This window comes from Arthrobacter sp. TJ-270 (genome assembly GCF_058269075.1).
The window spans coordinates 73,873-97,127 of record NZ_JBZCNB010000001.1; the positions used below are offsets into that span (position 1 = coordinate 73,873).

Genomic DNA, 23,255 nt, shown 5'->3' on the forward strand with positions numbered 1-23,255 from the left:
AGGTGTTGGTGGACGTCGCCCAATAGGCTGGCCCCGTGACCAGGTACGCGGTATTTCTTCGGGGCGTCAACGTCGGCGGGATCACCATCAGGTCCGCAGACCTACGGGAGACCTTCGGTGCACTCCCGGTGTCGGACGTGCAGACGTTGCTGGCATCAGGGAATGTGGTCTGTAGCAGTGACCTCACGGCGGCCGATCTGAAATCCCAGAGCGAAGATGCCCTGAGGGAGCGCTTCGGATATGAAGCCTGGGTCGTGGTGCTGGAGGCGGACACCGTACAAACCATTGTGGCCGGTTGCCCATTTCCCGCGGACGACCCTGCCACCCACACTTACCTCACGCTCTTCTCGGACCCCGCGGTGCTCACTGAAATGGTCGAATTAGCTCGTTCCATCGACGAACCGATCCACAGGCTGGGAACGATCGCCGCGGCCTGGCAATCACCGAAGGGGAGCACGCTTGATAGCCCGCTCAACGCATTTACCAACCGGGCCCGTTTCAAGAGTGCAACAACCACCCGTAACCTTCGGACACTTCAGAAGGTGCTCGTCGCCCTCCGAGCCTGACTACCGGCGGGAACGTGCAGCCTCAACCGCCCGAACGAAGTTGTCATAGCGCTCGATCTCGGCGGCGGCCGGTCCAACCGCCACAGCTTCCGTGGTCTCCGTGATCGAGGCAACCAGGCGCCGTCGTACGCGTTTTCCTCGCCGGCGGGCGCCGAGGCGGGCCAGGCCGGCGCACAGGATGCCGAGCGCTATGCCCGCGGCCACTCCCCCGACCGCGAGGAGCGTGGGGACAGGGATCCCCTCGACCGTCGGTGATTCGGGAACCGGGAACTGCAGGAATCCGAGGCCGGCCAGCAGCGCCAACCACCCGATGCCAACGACCATCGCAGCGAGGAACAGCCACTGGAGCACACCGGCGACCGGCCACCACCAGGCACGGGATCCGGAGGTGAAATCGGTGCGGGCAACGGCCTCATCCAGGCGCTCGAGCAGCTCCGGCTCGGGGCTCCTCGCTGAATCCCGGATGGCCGTCTGCCACGGTTCCACCGCCCCGCTCGAAAGCTCTTCACCGAACGTCCGCAACGCGCGGTCCACGGACGCCCGCTGGGCGGGACCCGGCTCGGGAAGGGAGGTCCGGCCCACGAAGTCCTGCACATCGCTGCGCCTGAGGTTCAGGCGCCGCAGCGGATCGGCACGGAGGTTCCCGAGCCATCGCGTCACGGGCCACCCTGTCACCGCGTGCGCATCACGGCGATAGGAACGCACGACGGCGTCAATCACCGCATCGGCGCCGGTCGCGCCTGCCAACCGGTCCGAGAGCGCACTGCGCGCCGCTTTCGACGGCGGCGGAAGTTCCGGTCCGGTGAATTCCCGCAGGGACTCGACGGCCACATCGACGTCCGCCGACAAGCGTCCGGTTGCAGCTTCCTTCCGGCGCACAATCGCACGAACTTCCTCCGCCAGCCCAGCCAGCCCGGTACCGGTGACAGCGGAGATCGAGTGCACCACCGCAGAACCGTGCCCCTCCGAGGCAAGGATCTGCTTGAGTGACCCGGTTACCTGCGTGAGGTCCTGCGCGGAGAGGCGGTCAGACTGGTTCAGCGCAACGAGGATGACGGCCTCATGCGTTGCCAGCGGCTCCAGGAACTCGCGGTGAAGCGCGGCATCCGCATACTTTTGGGGGTCTGTGACCCAGAGCAGCACATCCACCTGCCCGGCGAGCCGTTCGACGATCGCACGGTGGCCAAGCGCAGTGGAATCGAAATCAGGAAGGTCGAGCAGGATAAGCCCGCCATCGGCGGAACCGTTCCGATTCGGGCGGTGACCGTTGCTGGACACGGCGAGCAGGGGCGACCCATCCGGCATCACGTGGCGGTTCTGCACCTGCAGCCAGTCGAGCAGGTCTGCGCTGCCGTCCTCGCGCCAGATCACGGCGAGGGGTTCGGCGGTTGTCGGTCGGCGTGCCGCGACGCGGGCAAGGTCGGCGCCCGTGAGCGCGTTCAGCAGGGAGGACTTTCCGCTCCCGGTGGGCCCGAAAATGCCGACAACGGTGTGTGCCGACGAGAGCGATCTGCGTGAGCTGGCGCGGTCCAGCACGTCGTAGACCGCCCCGAGCTGATGTTCATCCACCCGCCCCTCAGCGAGTTCGCGAGCGGTGTTCAGCGCCTCCAGCCGGACCTGCAATCGGGAGGATGATGCCTCCCCGCGGTGACGGCTCACTGGCTGCCCTCCGGCGCAGGAGCTTCATTGCGCAAGTCTTCCGCTACCGAGCGCCGTTCCGTAAGGTTGACTGCCAGCGCGCGCAGATCCTGCGACGACGGTTCGTCCGCCAGAACCTGAAGCCTGTCGGTAAAGCTCCCGCGCTCGGCGGCCATGAGTCTTTCGCACCGCTCCTGTAACTGCATGCGGGCGGTCTTGGTAAGCCGACGGACTGCTTCCTCGCCGAAGATCGCCTCAAGGAGTTTCTGGCCGACAACCGCGGACCCGCCGGCGATGAGCACTTCCCCTCCGGTGAGCCCCGCCGTGGAAGCGAACACCACGATCATGAGCGCCACGGCAACACCGTTGACGCCGAAGGAGAGCATCCGGGCTGCGAATCGCTTGTCTTCGCCCTCGGAGCGGACAAGGTCCAGCAGATCCTTCTGCCAGGCACGGATTTCGCGGGCGACCGTATCGGTGAAGTCCGGCGACATGACCGGAGTTCCAGGTTCCAGCAGTGCGCGTCCGGCGGCCTCGGCACGCCATTGCCGTTCCGTCCGGTCCGCAGCTTTCGCGGCTTCCTCCACGATCACGGTTTGAAGCCCGGTCTCGATGGCGTTTTCCACAGTAACTGCGCGCGGCGGTTTCCCGGTGAGGAAGCCGCCGATGCGGTCACGAATGCGTCCAACCGTTGATTCGAGACCCCGCATGAATTCCCCCGTGCCGACGAAGTCCTGCCAGCGGGCCAGCACCTCTCCGCGCAGCAGGGTGCCGTCCTTGGTTGATTCGAGGACGGCATCGAGGGCGGTTTCGTAAGACTCGTGTGCCGCTCCCTCGAGCCGCGCAGCAGTCTCCGCCTGCCGGTCTACTGCATCTGCCACCTTCGCCACCCTGTGCCCCAGTGCGCGCAGTGCGCCCTCGAGGGTACGCCGGGCGATCTCCCGCCGTCCCTCAGCGTCGGCGGCGATGGCACCCAGCCAACGCCGCAGCGGGTCAACGCTCTCGGGCGGCAACATGCCGAGCGGGTCCAACCGTTCCTCAGGGATCACGAAGATGGGCGCGTGTCCAAGCTCCTCGGCGGCGAGCAGCGTATGCAGATCCGCCCGAATTTCCTCTTCGACGCCGTGTGGAACACGGTCCAGCACGACGGCGAGCAGGATGTCCCGCTGAGCTGCTTCCCTGAGCAGATGCCAGGGAACGGCGTCGGCATAGCGGTTGGCTGTGGTGACGAACAGCCACAGGTCAGCTGCCGCGAGCAGCTGTGAGGCGAGGCGGCGGTTCTCATCAGCAATTGAGTCGATGTCCGGCGCATCCAGCAGTGCCAGCCCAAGGGGAATTGTTGGGTCCGGCTGCAGCAGCAACGCAGCTGCTCCGCCGGCGTCGTTCGAGGAAGAGATCTGCGACGCCGGTACGGTCTGCGCTTCCGCGCTAACGACGACGGCGCGCTGCCGAGCCAGCGACGGCAGCACGCGGTCGCCTGCGAACCAGTGTCCTTCAGCAGGGTGGTGCAGCAGGATCGGTTGCCGGGTGGTGGGTCTGATCGCTCCGGACCGCGTAACCGGGTGTCCTACAAGGGCGTTGACGAGCGTGGACTTGCCGGCTCCGGTGGACCCGCCCACTACGGCCAGCAGCGGCGCGTCCAGGCTCTTGATGCGGGGCAGGATGTAGTCATCGAGTTGCGCTGCGGCGGCGTGCGTTTCACGCCGGGCTTCAGTAGCACCCGGAGACTCCAGGGGGAACGTGAGGCTGGTGAGCGTTTTGCGTACGCTGCCCAGCAGCTCGGCAAGCCCCGCAGCATCGGCGTCGGGCAGCGAGGCATCCATGGTCCCATCATGCCAGTTCCCGAGGATTCGGCGGGGATTGACCGATTAAACGAAAATTCCGCCCCAACCGTGACCGATTGAGGCGGAATCTTTGTGACCCCAGCGGGATTCGAACCCGCGTTACCGCCGTGAGAGGGCAGCGTACTAGGCCGCTATACGATGGGGCCAGTACTATGTTGTTTGCCGGTTTCCCGTCAAACAAGCTAGATGATTCTTTCACATCCGATGCTGTGAGCCAAATTGATTCGAACCATGATGCCGACGTGGCGATCCGCTCAATTTTTGCTGTTTCTACAGCGCTGGGGTACCAGGACTCGAACCTAGAATGTTGGTACCAGAAACCAATGTGTTGCCAATTACACCATACCCCAATGGCACTTTTCGGCGGTTTCCTTGCTTCGCAGCAGGTCAACCCCGTCCGCGCCGAGATACGACTTTACCGGATTCCCTGCACGATTCGCAAAACGTCGTCCAGAGCAGTAATCCGGCGGACTGAGAAACCGTCATCCTGACCGCCGCGACGGTCCAACCAGACACCGATCAGACCGGCTGCGTCCGCTCCCTCAGCGTCCAACACGAGGTTATCGCCCACATAGAGGGTGCACGCAGGGTCGGTGCCAAGCCGCCGGGCGCCTTCCAGGTAAATCGCCGGGTCGGGTTTGGCCACCCCGACCGCATCTATTCCAACGAGCGCTGCAACCCGCTGCAGTCCGGCCTTGTCCAGCTTGGCCCGCTGATAGTCGTGCACATTGTTGCTGACGGCACCGTACGGAATTCCCTGCAGGTCCAGCTCGTCAAGGACAGGAACGACGTCGTCGTAGGGTTCAAAGTGCAGCGGCAGTATGGCCTCGTACGCGTTGTTCCACCGCACTGCAGCTTCACCCTCAAGGGGGTCGGCGATGAACGATGCCTGGGCATGCCGCGCACGGTGGATGCGCTGTTCCGTGAAGGTCAGCTTCCCGGCGAGAAACTGTTCGTAGTAGCCGAGCGGGTCCCGCGTATACAGATCCTTGTATTCGATCCACTCCGCCTCGCTGAGGTGCGCAAGCGTCTCAGCGCCGATGTGATGGAGCGTGCGCCCCATCGCTGTGGCGAGGTCCACCAGCGTGTCGTCAATATCGAACAGCACGCCTTGGATAGCCGGCAGAGCGGACTCACTGTTCACGCAGCGACCTCACCCGAGCCAGCGATGATTCCTTGCCGAGAATGACCATGGACTCGAACAGGGGCGGTGAGATCTTGCGTCCGGAAACCGCTGTGCGCACGGGCCCGAAAGCGACGCGCGGCTTCAGTCCCAGTTCATCGACGAGGGCTGCACGCAGTGCCGCCTGGATGGACTCAGCGTTCCAGTCCTGAACCGGCTCAAGAGCGCGCAGGGCAGCATCAAGGACCTCCTGGTAGTTCGCAGGCAGGCCCTTGCGGGCGTCTTCAGCGACCTCGATCTCGTTGTCCGCCCTGAACAGGAAACCGAGCATCTCGGGAGCCTCCCCGAGCAGGGTGATTCGTTCTTGGATGAGCGGCGCAGCCTCCGTAAGGATCGCCAGTTCGCGAGGGCTGGTCGTCTGGCCCAGCAAACCTGCGGAGTGCAGATACGGAACGAGTCGCATCCGGAAGTCCTCCGGGTCCAGCAGACGCACGTGGGAACCATTGATCGCTTCGGCCTTCTTGACATCGAAGCGTGCCGGGTTGGCGAGAACGTCATGGACGTCGAACTTCTCAACAAGCTGCTCGACGGTGAAGATGTCCTCGTCAGCACTCAGTGACCAGCCCAGCAGCGAGAGGTAGTTGAGCAGACCCTCACGGATGAAGCCGCGCTCGCGGTGCAGGAAGAGATTTGATTCCGGGTCCCGTTTGGACAGCTTCTTGTTGCCCTGGCCCATCACGTACGGGAGGTGGCCGAATAGCGGCATGTAACGGGCGACGCCAATATCGATGAGCGCGCGGTACAGCGCTATCTGGCGCGGCGTCGAGGAGAGGAGGTCCTCACCACGCAACACATGTGTGATGCCCATCAGCGCGTCATCAACGGGGTTCACGAGCGTGTAGAGCGGAGCACCGTTCGCCCGTACTACTGCGAAGTCCGGAACGCTCCCGGCAGCAAAAGTGATATCCCCGCGCACAAGGTCCGTGAAGGTAATGTCCTCGTCCGGCATGCGCAGACGCAGGACCGCCTGCCTGCCGTCCGCTTCATAGGCAGCTTTCTGCTCCTCAGTGAGATCGCGGTCGAAATTGTCGTATCCGAGCTTCACATCCCGTCCCGCTGCCTTGTGCCGCTCCTCAACCTCGTCCGGTGTGGAGTAGGACTTGTAGAGGTGGCCGGCGGAGACCAACCTTGAGATGACGTCCTGGTAGATCCCACTCCGCTGGGACTGACGGTAGGGCTGGTGCGGCCCGCCAACTTCGACGCCCTCGTCCCAGTCGATACCGAGCCATTTCAGCGCGTCGAGAAGTTGCCCGTAGCTTTCCTCACTATCGCGGGCGGCATCCGTGTCCTCGATCCGGAAGATCATTTTTCCGTCAGTGTGCCGTGCGTACGCCCAGTTGAACAGGGCGGTACGGATCAATCCGACGTGCGGCACACCGGTTGGAGAGGGACAGAAGCGGACGCGAACGGGAGTTTCGGGCGTGACGGTGGGGAGATCAGCAGTAGTCATGATGGACCCCAGTCTACTGTCCGGCTGTCAGCGCTCCGGCAGGGAAGCTAGCGGCGGACGGGGTTGGAAAGCCGTCCGATTCCTTCGATTTCCACTTCGTACCGCTGGCCCTCCGTGATAAGGCCGACCCCGGCTGGGGTGCCCGTGAGGATGATGTCGCCAGGCAGAAGCGTGAAGGCCTGGGAGACGTAGGAAACGAGCTCTTTCACGCCCCAGATCATCTGGCTGGTGGAGCCGTCCTGCTTGAGTTCGCCGTCCAGCCAGCCGCGTACGGCAAGGTTCTCAGTGTCGAGTTCCGTTTCGATCCACGGCCCGATCGGGCAGGAGGTGTCGAAGCCTTTTGCCCGGGCCCATTGGTTGTCCGTTCGCTGGATGTCACGGGCGGTGAGGTCATTGGCGCAGGTGTAACCGAACACGACGTCATCGACGCGATCAACAGGCACGTCCTTGCAGATTCGGCCAATGATGACTGCGAGCTCTGACTCGTAGGAGATTTCCTCGGAGAAGGAAGGAAGGACAACCGGGTCCCCGGGACCGACAACCGAAGTGTTGGGCTTCAGGAACATCAGTGGAGCGGGCGGCACCTCATTGCCCAGTTCGGCGGCATGATCGGCGTAGTTCCGTCCAATGCCGATCACTTTGCTGCGGGGAATCACGGGCGCCAGCAGCCGAACGTCCTCGAGCTTGTGGCGCGCACCGGTGGGCTGGACACCCCCGTAGAATGGGTCGCCGCTGATGACGGCTACCTCTTCCTCCCCCTCACGTCCTTCAACAAGGCCGAACGCTGGATCATCATTGAGCACAAAACGGGCGATACGCATGGACCTAGGCTAGTACAGACCCAACCCGAAAACGCCAGAGACCGTTCGAAGGACCGGAGTCCTCCGAACGGTCTTTGAACCGTGCTTCATTGATAACTGTCAGTGAGGCCAATCGTCGATCAGGATGCCATAGGTGACAACGCCCGTTTTCGGTGCGGTCGCTTTGTCCTTGGCTACAGCCGCAGAGCCGCCTCCCAGTGCCAGGGCCGCCGTAAGCAGCAGAACTGCGGAGAGTCTTTTCATAACGGGTTCCTTTGAGTTAGGAGTGCCGAGGCTCTGACACCAGATTGATTCAGTATACGAAGCTAGTGTGATATGCAACACCCTCCGGCCCCGGATCGGTTTCTGTTCTTTGCTTCCGCTTCCTGTTCTTCCACGGCCTCTGTTTCAACCGCGCCTTTACGCATAAACTCAGGGACAGTCACGTCGGATCCGCCGGGAATCTCCCGCTCGTCCGGCACAACCTCAAGGAAAAAGGGGGAAACGTGGCAGCCCAGCAGTCGGGTGAATTGGTGATGCGTGAGCTGCGGGCGCGTGAAGCGTGGAGTCAGCGCGACTACCCTGCTGCGAGACAACTCGCGGCAACCGCCGTGGTTCTCGCGGCGCAGACCGAAGATCACCATGCCTGGTGGAATATGACGTTTCTTCAGGCCGAGTGCCTACGCGAGGAAGGGGCCCTCGATGACTCCCTCCAATACGCTGAGGCGCTCAGCATCAACAGCCTCACGCTGGAATCCGCAGCACTCAAGGCACGCGTCCACACCCTTGCGGCGGTATGCCAGCAGGGCTTGGGACATCTGGACCAGGCAGTGGAAAGCGCCACGATCGCCTTGAAAAGCGCGGCCACCGTCCCCGATGCTCCCGAACTCCAGATAGAGGCGCACCACGCGCTCATTGCCGCTCTGGCCGAGAGTGATCGGCTGGATGAAGCCTGGAGCACCTGCCTTGACCTTTCCACCCACATCACGCCGGGTATCCACAGGCAGACGGCGGGTAAGGCATTCTGGGTGATCGGGAATGTAGCGTTCATGCGACACCAGGTCAACGACGGCACCCGCTTCCACCGGCTTGCAGCGGACCATCTCGCTCCCAACAACGACCTGGATCTGTGGGCGCGGTTCAACCGCGCATCCGCTTCACGGCGTCTGGCCGCTGGTGTTGTGGATGCGCAGACCCTTGAGTGCATCGAACGGGCCGAGGTAGCCAGTTCCATAGTCGGTGGTACGGAACGGGATCAACTGCAGCTTTCACTGACCCGCGCGCACTGGCTTTTCCTGACAGGCCAAATCAATGCCGCCGTTGAACGCCTGCGGCCTATCTGTTCGGAGGGCTCGGCGCTTTCCCGGCAAACCGAGGGAGAAGCAAACCTGCTCCTCGGTCAGGCACTATCAGCACGGGGCGAATGGGTTGAGGCACTGGCCCACTTCGAGACGAGTGAACAGTGCTTCAACGACGCCGGAGCGCCGGACCGGGCAGCGCATGTCCGGGACATTGAGGCCAAACTGAGAGCCTGAGTGAATTCGCTACCGGCATGCAAAAGGCCGTGGAGATGAGATCAGAATTCTGACCCTTCCACGGCCTCTTTGCAGTCCGGAGCGAAGCGGACCCTTGCGGGCAATTGCTAGACAGACTTATACGTGCTGTCCGGCCAGTTGCCGACCTTCGCCGTAGTGGTGCCATCGGGCCAGTTACCGACCTTCGCCGTAGTGGTGCCATCGGGCCAGTTACCGACCTTCGCCGTAGTGGTGCCATCGGGCCAGTTACCGACCTTCGCCGTAGTGGTGCCATCGGGCCAGTTACCGACCTTCGCGGCATGAGCAGCCGTGCCGCCCCCAACCAGAAGCAACGCAGTCAGCAACAGAGTTGCGGAGACCTTCTTCATATCATTCCCTTGTCACTTGATGGACGCAGAAGAACGAATTGCCCTCTGCGTTGCACAGCGTGTCCAGTATATTGACCAGAATCGTCTAATGCAGTGTCCTTTTTCTCATCTTTTCCGCAGTTTTTACACGTAATTGCATAAGCTTCGAAGTTGAACCACAAGGATGAGTGTCAGGGGCGATGATTCTGACAGAATGGTGTCGGGGATCCATCTGAGGAAAGCGTTGAAACGGGGCCATGATTCAATCCCAGCAGCCGGGCGAGCACGTTTTTCTGGAATTGCGTGCGCGCGACGCATGGAATCAGCGCGACTATGACTTGGCGCTTACGACTGCAACCGAGGCCGCGGAGGTGGCGCGGCGCAACGCTGATGACAACGCGTGTTGGAATATGACCTTCCTGCAAGCTGAATGTTTGAAGAAAGCGGGCGCTTTTCACGATGCCCAGGTTGTTGCTGAATCCCTACGGGACGATGCGCTCACCCATCGTTATGCTGATCTGTCTGCCCGGGTTTCGACGTTCCTAGCGGGTACCTTGCAAGGCCAAGGCGATCTGGCGGCCGCCGCAGAAGAAGCAAGGCGTGCAGTTGCAATGGCCGCCTCGGCCGCGGACTCCCCTGATTTACGGATAACCGCTCAACACGCCCTCATCGCTGCGCTCGCGGAGAGCGACCAAATCGATGATGCCTGGAACGAGTGCCTTCGGCTGGCAGAGCTCATCACCCCCGAAGTGAACTCACAGACTGCCGGTAAGGCGTACTGGGTCATAGGAAACGTGGCGTACCTCCGCCGGGATGCGGCTGTCGGAACCGACTACCATCGGCGGGCGGCCAGCCATCTCTCACCCTCGAACGACCTCGACCTGTGGGCGCGGTTCAATCGCGCGTCCGCTGCGCTTCGCCTGGCCGGCGGCGTCGTGGAACCGGAGACGCTGGAATGCATCGAGCGGGCCGAGCTCGCGGCGTCGATCGTCGGAGGAAGTGAACGCGACAAGATTGAGCTGTCCCTGACCCGCGCGCACTGGCTGTTTCTTACCAAGCAGTTCGACGCCGCCGCCGAGCGGCTCAGGCCGATCTGCGAGGCGTCCTCCCTCATTGCAAGCCAGACCGCGGCGGAAGCCTACATGCTCCTGGGTCAAACACTGGCCCGGTCCGGGGACCCGCTTGAGGGCCTGTTCCAGCTTGAGAAAAGTCAGGAACTGTTCAGGCAATCAGGAGCCCCCGACCGGGAGGCTCATGCGGGCGCTCTGATCGACGAGGTCGTTCGAAAGGCAGAGGCCTAGACATCCGGTCTAGGTTTCCCATGAACGCACCCTCGCTGATACCCACCGATGCACCGATGCCTGCCTCCTTCATCCGGCTGGTGCTGCCGCAGGGCGAACACATCACCGCAGAAGTGGCGGGTGCGTTTGCGGAGCAAGCCCATACGGAAGCGGCCGGCGTCCCCCGTCCTGTTCTGCTGGTGATCACCGGGGTGGCATCGCTCAGCCGCGAGGCACGCGGCGTTCTGAGCCGCTCGCGCTCAGCATCGGCGCTTGCGGTGGTTGGAGCGAGCGCTGTGGACAGGGTGCTCGCTAACTTCCTCCTCGGCGGGGAACCGCCGCCGTGCCCAACGCGCTACTTCGGGGACGAAGAGTCCGCCGCTGACTGGTTGACGGGGCGCACGTATGACAGCTGACGACGGCGACCCCCGCCTGGCCATGCTGGTCAACGGCATCGTGCGGCTGTCCCGGGGAGACCTCAGCAGCCGGATGACGCCCTCCCCCGCGCGGGATGACGTTGACGCTGTCATCACCGGGGTGAACCTCCTCGCCGAAGAACTTGAACTGGTCTACCGGCAGTTCGAGAAACGCGTGGAGAACCGCACGGCCATGCTTCACCAGGCACATCTGGATATGAAGCGCATGGCAATGACCGATGCACTCACCGGATTGTCCAACCGCGTGGAGCTCGTCGAGAAAATCGAGGAGTCGCTCACTGCCCAACACGACGGCGCCCCTCCCCCTGCGCTGCTGTTGCTCGACCTCGATTCCTTCAAGAACGTCAACGACCGCTTCGGGCACGACGCCGGCGACGATGTCCTGCGCGAAGTCGCGGAGCGTTTGCGCAGCGTAGTCCGGGCTACAGACACCGTTGCCCGGCTGGGCGGCGACGAGTTCGCCATCCTGGTGACCGAAGCCACCATGGAAATTGCTCTCAGCGTGGCACACCGTGCACTGGAAGTGCTTGAGAAGAGCATTGACGTGGATGAGTTCAGCGTGCACCCCCGCGCGAGCATAGGCCTTCGGCTCGCCACCGGCGAACACACGGCGGCATCGCTGCTGCACGAGGCCGACACAGCCATGTATGCGGCGAAGAACGAGGGCCGCAGCATCATCAAGACGTTCGAGCCCGTGATGCTCTTCAACCGGCAGCTTCGCACGCTCATGGCCTCCGAACTGCGGGACGCCATCGGGACGGACCAACTGTGCGTGCACTACCAGCCGGTGGTCAACCTGGACGACGGATCAGTCAATGGCGTGGAAGTCCTGGTGCGCTGGGACCATCCAACCCGGGGCGTGATCTCGCCGGAATCCTTCATCCCGCTCGCAGAAGAGATAGGCGCCATCTCAGAGCTCGACCGGTGGGTTATGGCCACCGCGCTGCAGCAATACGCGATCTGGCGTGCGGCGCTCCTGATCCCGGAGGATTTCCAGGTACGGGTCAATATCTCGGCCATCGAGCTGCGCCAGATCGACATGGTGGACTTTGTCCGCGGACTCCTCAAACGCATGTCCGTGCCACCGCCCTCACTGGTCATCGAAATCACTGAGTCGGCGCTGATCAGCGGCGGTGAGGTGGAAACCTACTCGTTGCTCAGCTTCAGGCAGTTGGGTGTGTGCATTGAGATTGACGATTTCGGAACGGGTTATTCGTCCATCAGCTACCTTCGCAAGCTGCCGGTCGACATGGTGAAGGTGGACCGCTCCATCCTGCAGGAGCCCGCAACCGGATCCTGGCAGCCCGAGTTTGTGGCCGCCGTCTTCCAGCTCATACGGGCAGCGGGCCTTGGGGCTGTCTTCGAGGGCATAGAAACCGAGGAACAGGCCGAGTTCCTTCGCTCCCTCGGTGAGCTCAGCGGTCAGGGCTACTACTTCAGCAGACCCTTACCCGAACCGGATGTCACCGCGCTGCTGCGCTCGGGCAGTGTCCTTCCGCTGAAGTCCTCCCGCTGACGCCGCGCGGGAGCTGACGAAACCGAAGCCCGGCCCCCGTCTGGGAACCGGGCTCCAACCTGTGCAGTTTCGGAATCTGCTAGACGAGGCGGGTCATCCAGCCATGGGGATCCTCGACCTTGCCGGTCTGGATTCCGAGCAGCTGCTCACGCAGGGACATGGTGACCTCGCCGGCCGACGGATCCGGTGCGCTGATGACCTCGTCGCCGTCCTTGAGCTGACCGATCGGGGTGATCACTGCGGCAGTGCCGCAGGCGAAAACCTCCGCGATGTCGCCGCTGCTGACGCCGTCGCGCCATTCATCGAGCGTGATGACGCGCTCCTGGACGTTCAGTCCGCGGTCCTTGGCCAGCTGAATGATCGAGGAACGGGTTACCCCTTCAAGGATGGTCCCGCTCAGCGCGGGGGTGACGAGCGTGCCGTCCTTGAAGACGAAGAACACATTCATGCCGCCCAGTTCCTCGACGGCGTTGTTGTTCAGCTGGTCGAGGAAGAGCACCTGCTTGCAGCCGTGTGCCTCTGCCTCCAACTGTGCCGCAAGCGAGGCCGCGTAGTTGCCGCCGCATTTCGCGGCGCCCGTACCGCCCCGACCGGCGCGCGCATAATTCCGGGACACCCAGATGGAAACAGGAGCCAGTTCGCCGCCGAAATAGTTTGCTGCGGGTGAGGCGATGACCCGGTACGACACCTCGCGGGCCGGACGGACGCCGAGGAACGCTTCGGTGGCGATCATGAACGGACGCAGATAGAGGCTCTCGCCATCACGCGTGGGCACCCACTCCTTGTCAGCTGCGACGAGCTGGCGAAGAGATTCCAGGAATATCTCCTCGGGCAGTTGGGGAAGTGCGAGCCTTGCTGCTGACCGGTTGAGCCGCGCCGCGTTCGCCTCCGGCCGGAAGGTCCAGATGGATCCGTCCGCATGGCGGTACGCCTTCATACCCTCAAAGATTTCCTGACCGTAGTGCAGCACTGCAGCGGCCGGGTCCATTGCAATGGGCCCGTAGGCTTCAAGGCGTGCGTTTCCCCAACCTCCCTCACCGGCGGCGTCGACCGTGTAGTCGACCACGACGGTGTGGTCGGTGAAGTGGTTGCCGAAACCGGGGTTGGCAAGAATTGCCTCCCGGTCCGCCTCCGGCTTGGGGCTCGCGGATGGGTACTGGGCGAATTCCAGCTGCGTAGCTGTCATGGTTCCTCCACGGTTACCTGGCCGCCGCGTGCACTGCGGACGGACCCTGTCATGCCTCGCGGTGATCCCGAACGGGATGCACTCGGACGGCTAGTTGAGTTAACGCTTCCTAACCAGCTTAGGACACCGCGGCGGCAATCGCATCGCCGACCTGCGCGGTGGCGCGCGACGCGCCGGACCGGGTGGCGACGTCGTTCTCCACCGCCTGCTCAATCCGTGCCGCCTGCTCTCCGAAGCCAAGGTGCTGCAGTAGCAGCGCCGCGGAGAGAATCGCCGCAGTAGGATCTGCCTTCTGCTGTCCCGCAATGTCCGGGGCGGAGCCGTGTACCGGTTCGAACATCGAGGGGGCAGTGTGGTCCATGTTGATGTTTCCGGACGCTGCCAGGCCGATTCCGCCGGTAACGGCTGCGGCGAGATCGGTGATGATGTCACCGAACAGGTTGTCGGTCACGATCACATCGAATCGTGACGGGTCGGTGACCAGGAAGATCATCGCCGCATCTACGTGGAGGTAGTCATGAGTGACCTGCGGGTACTCTGTGGCGACAGCTTCGACGGTGCGCTTCCACAGGTGACCGGCATGCACCAGGACGTTGTGCTTGTGCACCAGAGTGAGGTGTTTCCGGGGGCGTTCGCTGGCCCTACGGAATGCGTCACGGACCAGCCGCTCAACACCATGTGCCGTATTCACCGAGACCTCGGTCGCGATCTCGTGTGGCGTGCCCGTGCGCAGTGCGCCGCCGTTGCCCACGTACGGCCCTTCGGTGCCCTCACGGACCACCACGAAGTCGATCTCGCCGGGATTGGCGAGGGGACTCGTCACACCCCGGTAGAGCCTCGACGGACGCAGATTGACGTAATGGTCGAGGCTGAAACGAAGCTTGAGCAGCATCTCCCGCTCAATCAGGCCGGACGGAATGCGGGTGTCTCCCGGGGCAGCGCCAACGGCACCGAACAGGATGGCGTCGTGTCCGCGCAACCGGTCCAGGGTCTCCTCCGGGAGCGTCTCCCCCGTGGCCAACCAGTGCTCGGCGCCAAGCTTGTACTCGGTGAGGCTCAATTCCGTGTCTGCGGCGGACGTTGCCGCACGGAGCACCTTGACCGCCTCGGTGATGACCTCCGGTCCGATACCGTCCCCGGGGATTACTGCCACATTGATGCTGGATGAAGTCATGGGATTAGCGTAGGCAACTATCCCGCATCACGGACAATTCCGGTTCGTATATTGAGACGGGAGCGCCACACACGGCCGCCTTAACCGCCACCTCCCCTATTCCGGAGGTGGCCCGCGGCGGTTCACGTACAGAGAGAACTCCACCCGTGGGGCGATGCCCGTTGCTCTCAGCCCGCCCTAGAGTTGGTAGCTATGGATGCGCACCACCGGTTGGCCACCTGGCTGCGGGAGAACCACGGAACGGTCGACCTTGTAGTGGCGGGAGCAGCGTTCGTCCTCCTGGCTCTGCCCTTTGTGCTCACTGGATCGCCGGCGGAGTTTGTGGTGTCGACGGCGCTGGTGATTCCTTTGGCATGGCGACGCCGGCGGACCGTCGCTGCTGCCTCCACGGTCGCCGCCGTATCCGTCAGCCAGCTTCTGATCAATCAGCCACCGGTTCCTGCGCAGTTGAGCGTCCTCGTGATGGTGTATACCCTCGCGGCATATGCCCCGCGTTGGGCAAGCCTCGGCGGTCTGGGCATTGCGTGTTTCGGCATGGTAGCCGGCGTGGCGCAGTTCGGGCTGAACCAGTACGAGACCGGCGTTGCTGAGCTCCCGCTGTATGCGCTGTACATCTTCTTCGCCGTGGCTGTGGTGCTGCTCTGCTGGGCCTTCGGCGATCTAGCCCGCAACCGCAGACTCACACTGCAGGCGCTGGAGGACCGAACCCGCAGGCTGGAGATCGAACGCCAGCAGGAACGCGACCTCGCCGCCGCCGATGAGCGCAGCCACATAGCCCGCGAGATGCATGACATCGTTGCCCATTCCCTGTCGGTGATGATTGCCCAGGCCGACGGCGCCCGTTACGCCGCCGCTGCGGATCCCGCCGTCGCAACATCCACGCTGGGAACCATTGCGGCAACCGGGAGGGGATCGCTACGCGAGATGCGCCGGCTGCTGGGCGTGCTGAGGAACGATAACGACACACCCACCCGCCCGCTGCCGACTCTGGCGGAGGTACCTGCCCTGATCGAGACGGTGAGACGGGCGGGGCTCGATGTGGCGCTGACCTACCTCGGCACGCCGCGGCGACAGCTCCCCGCCGGCGCGGAACTCACCGTTTACCGGGTGGTTCAGGAGGCCCTGACGAACGTTCTGAAGCATGCCGGACCCCGGGCGTCGGCATACGTTTCCCTGTCCTGGACGGGGAAAGGCCTCGAAGTGACAATCGACGACGACGGACGCGGCGCCGCGTCCGACGGCATGGGGAATGACACGGGAAGCGACAATTGCGGTCAGGGCATCAGGGGAATGGCGGAACGGTTGAAACTTTACGATGGGACTGTGGAAACCGGTCCGCTCACCGGCGGCGGCTTCCGCGTCCGCGCACAGATCCCCTACACAGAGGCCTGAATGAGCACCCCGCTAACCACCGCAACCATCCGTGTGGCCCTGGTCGATGACCAGCATCTCGTCCGCAGCGGTTTCTCTATGCTCATCAACTCCCAGCCGGACCTGGACGTCGTTTGCCAGGCCGGCACCGGCACGGAGGCGGTGTACCTGCTGGCGTCCACGGCAGCCGACGTCGTACTCATGGACGTGCGGATGCCCGGCATGGACGGGATCGAAGCGACCCGGCGCATCCTGGCGCAAGCACAGGAGCCTGGGCCGCGCATCATCGTCCTGACTACTTTTGATCTCGACGAGTACGCGCTTGCCGCGATCCACGCCGGAGCCAGCGGCTTCCTGCTGAAGGACGCACCTCCCGAGGAACTTCTGGAGGCGGTACGGACGGTTCACCGCGGCGATGCTGTCATTGCCCCGTCCACCACACGCCGATTGCTTGATCACGTGGCGCCGCTGCTGCGGGCACCGTCTGCGGCGAACGAACGGGCGAAAACCGCGGTGGAAACCCTCACTGCCCGCGAGCGCGAGGTGTTCACCCTGATTGCCCAGGGAAGGTCCAATACGGAGATCGCCTCGGACCTGTTCCTGTCGGAAGCGACCGTGAAGACGCACGTCGGGCACATCCTCGCCAAGCTCGGCGCCAGGGACCGGGTGCAGGCCGTAGTGCTGGCCTACGAGGCCGGCGTCGTCCAACCCTGATCCCCTCATCCCGTTCTCCCGTCTACCTCATCCCGGGGTAGGAGGCTGGAGCCTGCAGAAACCTCCCCCCGTCCGATCCGCGGGCACCCACGCGTTTCCTAGCGTGGAACCATGACACCGAATCCTTCAACGGCCACCGCGCCGTCGTCCGTCTCCGCCGCAGCGGTTGCTGCTGAAACCCTGAACAAGTCCTATGGCAGGGACAACACCATCGTGCACGCGCTGCGCGATGTAACGGTTGCTTTTCCGAGCGGTCGCTTCACCGCAATCATGGGCCCGTCCGGGTCCGGGAAGTCCACCCTGATGCATTGCCTTGCGGGACTGGACACAGCGGATTCAGGACGTATTTATCTGGGCGGAGCGGACATCACCGGACTGAACGACGCCGAGCTGACGCGGTTGCGCCGCGACCGCGTGGGCTTCGTGTTCCAGTCTTTCAACCTCATTCCAACCCTCACTGCGGAACAGAACATCACCCTCCCGGTAGCCCTCGCGGGAGGGAAGGTGGACCGCGAATGGCTGGAACAGATCTGCACCATCCTCGGCCTGACTGACCGGCTCAACCACCGCCCGCATGAGCTCTCCGGAGGACAGCAACAGCGTGTAGCGGTGGCCAGGGCCCTGCTGACCAAGCCGGACGTCATCTTCGGCGACGAACCGACCGGAAACCTGGACTCGCGTTCGGGAGCCGAAGTGCTGGCGCTGCTGAGGCGCAGCAGCCTGGAGATGGGTCAAACCATCATCATGGTCACGCACGACCCGGTGGCCGCGTCCTATGCCGACCGGGTGATCCTGATGCAGGACGGCGCCCTGGTCGGGGAGCTGGACCGGAGCACGCCCGATGCGATCCTCGCGGCGCTCTCGCAGCTGGGAGCGTAACCGTGCTCACAGTTGCCCTTTCCCAGGTTGCGAGGCATTCCCGCCGCTACATCGCCCTCGGTCTTGCCGTCATGCTCGGCGTAGGATTCCTCGCAGCGACCCTGATGGTCGGTGGAACCACTACCGCCACCCTGCAGAACAGCATCGGCACCGAGTACGCCAAGGCTGATCTGGTGGTCTCCGACGCAAACGGCAATACGCTTCCTGCCGACGCGGCTGAACGGGTGGAAGCCGTCCCCGGCGTCCAGGATGTCCACGCAGATACGCAGGGGGTCTTTGCCCTAGCCGACTCGTCAAGGACAAACGTCGCCTCCATCGCCACGCTCGCATCGCCTGCGTTGGAATCTCTGAAAGTCGAAGAAGGTCGACTTCCAACATCCGCCGGTGAGATAATCATCGACTCGGAATCAGCTGCGCAGCTGGACCTGGCGGTCGGTGACCTCGTCGAGGGCGCCCCGCTGAGCGAGGGAACGCCCGCAGAGAACGTCGCCTCTGCCGGTGTGGAACTGGCCGTGGTCGGGTTGAGCGAGCCGTCCACACACCCCTTCGCCTCCGGAATGATCCAGGTGCACGCGGTCGGTTCCCAAGTTGCGGTGCTCGCGGTCGACGCTGCTCCTGCGCGGCTCCAGCTGGCCCTGAGCGATAGCGCTGATCAGACTCAGGTCCGCGAAGCCCTGCACCCGACCCTGAACGACGCCGGCGTCGATGCTTTGGTACTCTCCGGTTCAGAGCAGACCGCCGAGGATGTCGCCGCCCTGTCCGGCGGGCAGGACCAGCTGACCATTATTCTCCTGGCGTTTGCGGTCGTCGCCGTCATTGTCACCGCGCTGGTGATCTCGAACACCTTCGCCGTGCTAGTCGCCCAGCGAACCCGCGAACTGGCGCTGTTGCGCTGCATCGGGGCCGGCCGCGGCCAGATCCGGCGCTCCGTACTCATCGAGGCGGCTGTGGTGGGAAGTGTCGCCTCGGCGCTCGGGGTGCTGCTGGCTGCGGGCGTTATGTGGACCCTGGTGTCGATTGCACGTACTGTTCCGGGCAGCGAGTTCGCAACCCTCGCCGTGCCGATGTCCGCCGTAGTCATCGGCATGGTGGTGGGCATTACGATGACTCTTGCTGCTGCATTGGTACCCGCACGGACGGCGACCGCGGTCGCACCCCTGGCGGCCCTTCGTCCGGCGGATTATGCAGGGATCGGTACCCGTCGCGGACGTCTTCGACTACTGTTCGGGGTGACGCTCCTCGTCGGTGGAAGCCTGCTCCTCGCCGTGGGCGCGATCACCGCCAACCTGCTCGTTGCCCTGCCCGGCGGCGCCTTGTCGTTCCTCGGGCTGCTGCTCTGCGCCGGTCTCTTCGTCCCGGCACTCGTCACGAAGGTGGGTGGGCTGGCGAAGCCGCTCGGCGTGCCTGGAACGCTGGCGGCGGTCAACGCGGTACGCAATCCTGCCCGGACCACAGCCACGGCGACCGCCCTCATCGTCGGTGTCACTCTGGTCAGCATGATGATGACCGGAGCGCAGACCTCACGTACCGCCTTCGATGATGCCCTGGCTCAGAACTATCCCGTGGACCTGGCCGTCGTGCTCGAGGGTAGCCAACCGGCGGAGCCCGCGAGCCTGCTGCTGGCAATGGAAGGTGTCGAAGCCGTGGTCCAGCCCACCCCCGTCGCGCAGACCGGCGAGGACAGCGGCGCTCAGGTCGTGTACACGCTCTCGCCAGCTGAGGCGGAAGCAGTCCTGCGTTCCGAGACCGCATACCCACAGGAGGGTGCCGTCATTATGCCCGAGGGCACAGAATCGGTTGCACTCACGGTCGAGGGTTCGTTCTCGGAACAGACGCTTCCAGTGGTGGAGGCTGAGAGCAGTACTCTCGTGCCGCTCATTGCAGAGTCGACGGCGGAGGACCTCGGTGTTGCGCAGGATTCCGGCGGCGCGGCGGACCTTATTTGGCTGAAGCTGGATGATTCCATGAGCTCCGGCGACATCACTCAACTGCGTACGGAGATCGTCAACTCCCTCGGCCTGGCCGAGTATCTCGTTTCAGGAGCGGCACTCGAGCGTGCGACATTCAATCAGATCATCGATGTGCTCCTCCTCGTGGTCACCGCTCTCCTCGCCGTCGCCGTCCTGATTGCATTGATCGGGGTAGCCAATACGCTGTCCCTTTCGGTACTCGAACGCACCCGCGAGTCGGCGCTGCTGCGCGCTCTGGGGCTGACCAAAGGCCAGTTGCGCGGAATGCTGGCCGTTGAAGCCGTGCTGATCGCCGGCGTCGCGACCCTGATCGGAATCGGGCTCGGGATGCTCTACGGCTGGTTGGGTGCCCAAGCCGCACTGGGCTCGGTGGCCGTGGTGACGCCGTCATTCCCATGGCTGCAACTGCTGGGTGTACTCATCGTCGCCACGGTCGCGGGCCTCGCGGCATCGGTGATGCCGGCACGCCGCGCTGCCCGGCTCTCCCCCGTCCAGGGATTGGCCGTAGAGGGCTGACCTGAAAGGATTGCTTCACGGTCCGCGAGTGCGGACCGTGAAGTCAACAGGAGGACCGGTGAAGAAACCTGCCCACGCAGAACCGCAGTGGATGTGCCGCTATCTTGAGGACCATCTCCTCGGAGCGACGGGCGGAGTACGCCTGTTTGATGCAGCCGCACAGACATGGAAGGGTACGCCGCACGGGCGCACCCTTGCCCGTCTCCACGACGAGATCGACAGCGAGCGCTCCGAGCTTCATCGTTCGCTGAAGGCTCTCGGACATCGCCCGAACGTCTTCAAGATGGGCTTCGGGCATTTGGGCGCAGTCGCTGCTCGGCTGAACCCGCTCAACGCACGCAGAACCGAGAAAGGCCCCGGCGCTCAGCTTGAACTTGAAGCACTGCAGAGCCTGGTCCGCGGCAAGCAGGCACTGTGGGAGACGCTCCTGGTCCTGCTGGACGCCGGCTGGTCCTTCCCCGGGTACGACCGCGATCACCTCAGGGAGCTCGCCGAGCGGGCACGCGGACAGCAGCAGGAGGTTGCTGCCATCATGGTGGCAACGGCGGCGGACCGTTTCCGTTCCTAAACTGCGTCGGCTTGGCAGGACACAGCGTGTCCTGCCAAGCCGCTTTTCTGACAGGCCGATCAGGCCTCGGCGGGTTCCTCGTACTTCGGGAAGATCGGAGTAGGCGCCGGCAGTGCGATTCCGACTACGAGCGGTGTGGCGAGCGCATCGAAGCGGCGCGCGGCGTCGTCGTCCTCCGGGCCCTGTCCCAGTGCTGTGAGCAGTTTCGCAGCGCCGTCGGGCATTACCGGCTGCACCAGGATGGATACAATCCGGAGGATCTCCAGCGTCACGTAGAGGACGGTGTTCATGCGGTCCAGGTCCGTCTTTCGCAACACCCACGGCTGCTGCTCGGCGAAGTACGCATTGGTATCGCCGAGGACCGTCCAGATCGCCTCCAGCGCGCGGGACAGTTCCTGCTTCTCGTACGCCGCCCGGCAGGATCCGAGCAGGGTATTCGCGGCCGCCAGAATGCGCTGGTCGGCGTCTGTCAACGACGACGGCGCCGGCACCAGTCCATCGCAGTTCTTCGCCACCATCGACAGGGACCGCTGGGCGAGGTTCCCCAGATTGTTTGCGAGGTCCGAATTCATGCGGCTGACGATCGCCTCATGGCTGTAAGAGCCGTCCGCCCCGAAGGGCACCTCGCGGAGCAGGAAGAAGCGGATCTGGTCGCGGCCGTACTGTTCCATCCAGTCCTTCGGCGCAATCACGTTGCCTAGTGACTTGGACATCTTCACGCCCTTGTTGTGAAGGAAGCCGTGGATCATCACACGCTTGGGCAACTCAATGCCTGCCGACATCAGGAACGCCGGCCAGTAGATGGCGTGGAAGCGGGAGATGTCCTTGCCGATCACATGGACGTCCGCCGGCCAGTACTTGCGGAAGGACTCCGATTCGGTGTCAGGGTACCCGACGCCGGTGAGGTAGTTGGTGAGCGCGTCCACCCAGACGTACATGACGTGCTTGGGGTTGCCGGGCACCGGTACACCCCAGTCAAAGGTGGTGCGGCTGATCGAGAGGTCATCCAGTCCGCGTTTCACGAAGCTGATCACCTCGTTGAACCGTGACTGCGGCGCACCGAATTCGGGCTGGTCCGCGTACAGCGCGAGTAGCCGATCCTGGTAGCTGGACAGGCGGAAGAAGTAGCTCTCCTCCTCCGTCCACGTGAGCTCCGTGTCGGTGTCCTTCGAGTAGCGGATGCCGTCCTCGCGGAGCTCCGTCTCTTCCTCGGTGTAGTAGGCCTCATCCCGTACCGAGTACCAGCCGGCGTACTTGTCGAGGTAGATGTCGCCGTTGGCCTCCATCCGCCGCCAGATGTCCTGGGAGGCGGCGTAGTGGTCCTCGTCCGTTGTGCGGATGAAACGGTCGTAGGTGATCGCGAGGTCGGCGTGAGCCGCCTTGTAGACTGCGGCGTTGCGGTCCACGAGCTCCTTGGGGGTGATCCCCTCTTTCTCGGCCGTCTGGGCAATCTTCATGCCGTGCTCGTCAGTACCGGTCAGGAACATGACGTCGTAACCATCCAGCCGCTTGAACCGCGCGATGGCGTCGGTAGCCACGTATTCATACGCATGCCCGATGTGGGGCACGCCGTTCGGGTAGGTGATTGCCGTGGTGATGTAGAAAGGGGGTTTCTGCGCAGAACTCACCCTAGAAAGTTACCCTGCCGTGGTTGGGTTGTCGCATCATTGCGCCGGCGGTACCCGCGATCATGGTTTTCCCATGGTGGAAACCGAACACTACTTGCATGGCACACCAGCTCGACGACCGCCCCGTTTCCCGCCCACGGGCTGTTCCCCGGCACCGGATACTTGTTCCTGCCGCGCTCCTGATCGGCGTGATGGGCGGGACAACATGGGTGCTCACGAACAGCGTTGAGGAGGAGACGCCCACGATGCTCGGCGCATCGGACACGGTGGATGGCGGACTCGCCCGCATCAACGGAATCCTGCCACTGGAGACGGACGGGTGGGCACCTCCCGGTAACGGCGCAGCATTGCAGACGGAAGTGCCCGACGGCGCTCATCGCGTGCGCGTTCTACTCGAACTGACCGCGCTGGAACCGGACGGCATTACGTTCAGGGCCTCGGACTATTTCATTGACGGTCTTGGCACGGGCGAACCGCGGGTCATCTGGGCATCACCGTCCGAGCACACCGCCGAGCAGGGCGAAACCATCGACGCCACACTGGTCTTCGAAATCCCGAACAATGCACTTGCGCTGGTACTCAGCGACGACGGCGAAACCCGGCTTTCGCTGGGAACTGAGCATCACACAGCGGGTCAGTGAGTACAGTGAGTA

General features: G+C 63.7%; 21 protein-coding genes and 2 tRNA genes. 11 read left to right on the forward strand and 12 right to left on the reverse strand.

The window, feature by feature from the left end; translation table 11 throughout:
* Positions 1-35 precede the first annotated feature (35 nt).
* Entirely contained in the window at positions 36-566 is a 531-nt protein-coding gene (locus tag AC4D2M_RS00375; protein WP_490889012.1) for a DUF1697 domain-containing protein, read from the forward strand.
* On the opposite strand, the gene AC4D2M_RS00380 is transcribed toward AC4D2M_RS00375, so the two are convergent.
* The 8 genes from AC4D2M_RS00380 to AC4D2M_RS00415 all read right to left on the reverse strand — a co-directional run bounded on the left by AC4D2M_RS00380 (position 567) and on the right by AC4D2M_RS00415 (position 7,745).
* Positions 567-2,225 carry a GTPase family protein gene (locus AC4D2M_RS00380; RefSeq protein WP_490889014.1) on the reverse strand — a complete coding sequence of 553 codons (1,659 nt, stop codon included), beginning with the start codon at positions 2,223-2,225 and terminating at the stop codon, positions 567-569. It abuts the gene before it with no gap.
* Positions 2,222-4,027 carry a dynamin family protein gene (locus AC4D2M_RS00385; RefSeq protein ID WP_490889016.1) on the reverse strand — a complete coding sequence of 602 codons (1,806 nt, stop codon included), beginning with the start codon at positions 4,025-4,027 and terminating at the stop codon, positions 2,222-2,224. Before AC4D2M_RS00385 ends, AC4D2M_RS00380 begins: the two co-directional genes overlap by 4 nt.
* Before the next feature lie 94 nt (positions 4,028-4,121).
* A tRNA-Glu gene (locus AC4D2M_RS00390) sits at positions 4,122-4,194 on the reverse strand.
* 132 nt (positions 4,195-4,326) lie between these two features.
* Positions 4,327-4,398: transfer RNA gene (locus AC4D2M_RS00395), tRNA-Gln, on the reverse strand.
* A gap of 65 nt (positions 4,399-4,463) precedes the next feature.
* Positions 4,464-5,192, reverse strand: coding sequence for an HAD family hydrolase (locus tag AC4D2M_RS00400; RefSeq protein ID WP_490889019.1), 729 nt, complete (start codon positions 5,190-5,192; stop codon positions 4,464-4,466).
* Positions 5,182-6,681: a glutamate--tRNA ligase gene (gene gltX / locus AC4D2M_RS00405; protein WP_490889020.1), complete on the reverse strand. Its 1,500-nt coding sequence runs from the start codon at positions 6,679-6,681 to the stop codon at positions 5,182-5,184. Before gltX ends, AC4D2M_RS00400 begins: the two co-directional genes overlap by 11 nt.
* Positions 6,682-6,728: 47 nt before the next feature.
* On the reverse strand, positions 6,729-7,502 hold the full coding sequence (locus AC4D2M_RS00410; protein ID WP_490889022.1) for a fumarylacetoacetate hydrolase family protein: 774 nt from the start codon (positions 7,500-7,502) through the stop codon (positions 6,729-6,731).
* A 99-nt stretch (positions 7,503-7,601) separates the two neighbouring features.
* Entirely contained in the window at positions 7,602-7,745 is a 144-nt protein-coding gene (locus AC4D2M_RS00415; RefSeq protein ID WP_490889024.1) for a hypothetical protein, read from the reverse strand.
* A 242-nt stretch (positions 7,746-7,987) separates the two neighbouring features.
* Here AC4D2M_RS00415 and AC4D2M_RS00420 point away from each other — a divergent pair, with 242 nt between their 5' ends.
* Complete coding sequence (locus tag AC4D2M_RS00420; protein WP_490889025.1) at positions 7,988-9,016, forward strand: hypothetical protein; 1,029 nt, start codon at positions 7,988-7,990, stop codon at positions 9,014-9,016.
* A gap of 107 nt (positions 9,017-9,123) precedes the next feature.
* Here the strand turns inward: AC4D2M_RS00420 and AC4D2M_RS00425 are convergent, their stop codons facing one another.
* Positions 9,124-9,384 (reverse strand): hypothetical protein, encoded by a 261-nt coding sequence (locus AC4D2M_RS00425; protein WP_490889026.1) that lies wholly within the window; start codon positions 9,382-9,384, stop codon positions 9,124-9,126.
* A gap of 236 nt (positions 9,385-9,620) precedes the next feature.
* On the opposite strand from AC4D2M_RS00425, the gene AC4D2M_RS00430 reads away from it, so the two are divergent.
* From AC4D2M_RS00430 to AC4D2M_RS00440, 3 genes are read left to right on the forward strand one after another with little or no spacing between them, the layout of a single operon-like run.
* The gene (locus AC4D2M_RS00430) at positions 9,621-10,664 is read left to right on the forward strand and encodes a hypothetical protein (RefSeq protein ID WP_490889028.1); all 1,044 of its coding nucleotides are present in this window, start codon (positions 9,621-9,623) and stop codon (positions 10,662-10,664) included.
* A gap of 20 nt (positions 10,665-10,684) precedes the next feature.
* Positions 10,685-11,059, forward strand: a complete 375-nt coding sequence (locus tag AC4D2M_RS00435) for a DUF7793 family protein (protein ID WP_490889029.1) — start codon at positions 10,685-10,687, stop codon at positions 11,057-11,059.
* Positions 11,049-12,596: a putative bifunctional diguanylate cyclase/phosphodiesterase gene (locus AC4D2M_RS00440; protein WP_490889030.1), complete on the forward strand. Its 1,548-nt coding sequence runs from the start codon at positions 11,049-11,051 to the stop codon at positions 12,594-12,596. Before AC4D2M_RS00435 ends, AC4D2M_RS00440 begins: the two co-directional genes overlap by 11 nt.
* A 79-nt stretch (positions 12,597-12,675) precedes the next feature.
* On the opposite strand, the gene AC4D2M_RS00445 is transcribed toward AC4D2M_RS00440, so the two are convergent.
* Both AC4D2M_RS00445 and AC4D2M_RS00450 read right to left on the reverse strand, forming a co-directional pair.
* On the reverse strand, positions 12,676-13,782 hold the full coding sequence (locus AC4D2M_RS00445) for a branched-chain amino acid aminotransferase (RefSeq protein WP_490889033.1): 1,107 nt from the start codon (positions 13,780-13,782) through the stop codon (positions 12,676-12,678).
* A 118-nt stretch (positions 13,783-13,900) separates the two neighbouring features.
* On the reverse strand, positions 13,901-14,956 hold the full coding sequence (locus AC4D2M_RS00450; RefSeq protein ID WP_490889034.1) for a 3-isopropylmalate dehydrogenase: 1,056 nt from the start codon (positions 14,954-14,956) through the stop codon (positions 13,901-13,903).
* Positions 14,957-15,148: 192 nt separating this feature from the next.
* On the opposite strand from AC4D2M_RS00450, the gene AC4D2M_RS00455 reads away from it, so the two are divergent.
* The 5 genes from AC4D2M_RS00455 (at position 15,149) to AC4D2M_RS00475 (ending at position 20,974) form a co-directional block, all read left to right on the forward strand.
* Positions 15,149-16,348, forward strand: a complete 1,200-nt coding sequence (locus AC4D2M_RS00455; protein ID WP_490889036.1) for a sensor histidine kinase — start codon at positions 15,149-15,151, stop codon at positions 16,346-16,348.
* A complete protein-coding gene (locus tag AC4D2M_RS00460; protein ID WP_490889038.1) occupies positions 16,349-17,041 on the forward strand; it encodes a response regulator in 693 nt (230 codons plus the stop codon).
* 111 nt (positions 17,042-17,152) lie between these two features.
* Complete coding sequence (locus AC4D2M_RS00465) at positions 17,153-17,920, forward strand: ABC transporter ATP-binding protein (protein ID WP_490889040.1); 768 nt, start codon at positions 17,153-17,155, stop codon at positions 17,918-17,920.
* A gap of 2 nt (positions 17,921-17,922) precedes the next feature.
* Entirely contained in the window at positions 17,923-20,406 is a 2,484-nt protein-coding gene (locus tag AC4D2M_RS00470; RefSeq protein ID WP_490889042.1) for an ABC transporter permease, read from the forward strand.
* Positions 20,407-20,464: 58 nt separating this feature from the next.
* Positions 20,465-20,974, forward strand: coding sequence for a hypothetical protein (locus AC4D2M_RS00475; protein ID WP_490889044.1), 510 nt, complete (start codon positions 20,465-20,467; stop codon positions 20,972-20,974).
* A 59-nt stretch (positions 20,975-21,033) separates the two neighbouring features.
* Here the strand turns inward: AC4D2M_RS00475 and metG are convergent, their stop codons facing one another.
* Positions 21,034-22,602, reverse strand: a complete 1,569-nt coding sequence (gene metG, locus AC4D2M_RS00480) for a methionine--tRNA ligase (RefSeq protein ID WP_490889045.1) — start codon at positions 22,600-22,602, stop codon at positions 21,034-21,036.
* 98 nt (positions 22,603-22,700) lie between these two features.
* Between metG and AC4D2M_RS00485 the strand changes: the two genes are divergently transcribed.
* On the forward strand, positions 22,701-23,243 hold the full coding sequence (locus AC4D2M_RS00485) for a hypothetical protein (protein WP_490889047.1): 543 nt from the start codon (positions 22,701-22,703) through the stop codon (positions 23,241-23,243).
* Positions 23,244-23,255 lie beyond the last annotated feature (12 nt).

Bases quoted from the DNA above. Each gene is read 5' to 3' on its own strand.
- gltX (WP_490889020.1), bottom strand. From the start codon at position 6,681: ATGACTACTGCTGATCTCCCCACCGTCACGCCCGAAACTCCCGTTCGC.
- AC4D2M_RS00410 (WP_490889022.1), bottom strand. From the start codon at position 7,502: ATGCGTATCGCCCGTTTTGTGCTCAATGATGATCCAGCGTTCGGCCTT.
- AC4D2M_RS00445 (WP_490889033.1), bottom strand. From the start codon at position 13,782: ATGACAGCTACGCAGCTGGAATTCGCCCAGTACCCATCCGCGAGCCCC.
- AC4D2M_RS00465 (WP_490889040.1), top strand. From the start codon at position 17,153: ATGACACCGAATCCTTCAACGGCCACCGCGCCGTCGTCCGTCTCCGCC.
- AC4D2M_RS00455 (WP_490889036.1), top strand. From the start codon at position 15,149: ATGGATGCGCACCACCGGTTGGCCACCTGGCTGCGGGAGAACCACGGA.
- AC4D2M_RS00430 (WP_490889028.1), top strand. From the start codon at position 9,621: ATGATTCAATCCCAGCAGCCGGGCGAGCACGTTTTTCTGGAATTGCGT.
- AC4D2M_RS00460 (WP_490889038.1), top strand. From the start codon at position 16,349: ATGAGCACCCCGCTAACCACCGCAACCATCCGTGTGGCCCTGGTCGAT.
- AC4D2M_RS00385 (WP_490889016.1), bottom strand. From the start codon at position 4,027: ATGGATGCCTCGCTGCCCGACGCCGATGCTGCGGGGCTTGCCGAGCTG.
- AC4D2M_RS00425 (WP_490889026.1), bottom strand. From the start codon at position 9,384: ATGAAGAAGGTCTCCGCAACTCTGTTGCTGACTGCGTTGCTTCTGGTT.
- AC4D2M_RS00440 (WP_490889030.1), top strand. From the start codon at position 11,049: ATGACAGCTGACGACGGCGACCCCCGCCTGGCCATGCTGGTCAACGGC.
- AC4D2M_RS00415 (WP_490889024.1), bottom strand. From the start codon at position 7,745: ATGAAAAGACTCTCCGCAGTTCTGCTGCTTACGGCGGCCCTGGCACTG.
- AC4D2M_RS00435 (WP_490889029.1), top strand. From the start codon at position 10,685: ATGAACGCACCCTCGCTGATACCCACCGATGCACCGATGCCTGCCTCC.
- AC4D2M_RS00450 (WP_490889034.1), bottom strand. From the start codon at position 14,956: ATGACTTCATCCAGCATCAATGTGGCAGTAATCCCCGGGGACGGTATC.
- AC4D2M_RS00485 (WP_490889047.1), top strand. From the start codon at position 22,701: ATGGCACACCAGCTCGACGACCGCCCCGTTTCCCGCCCACGGGCTGTT.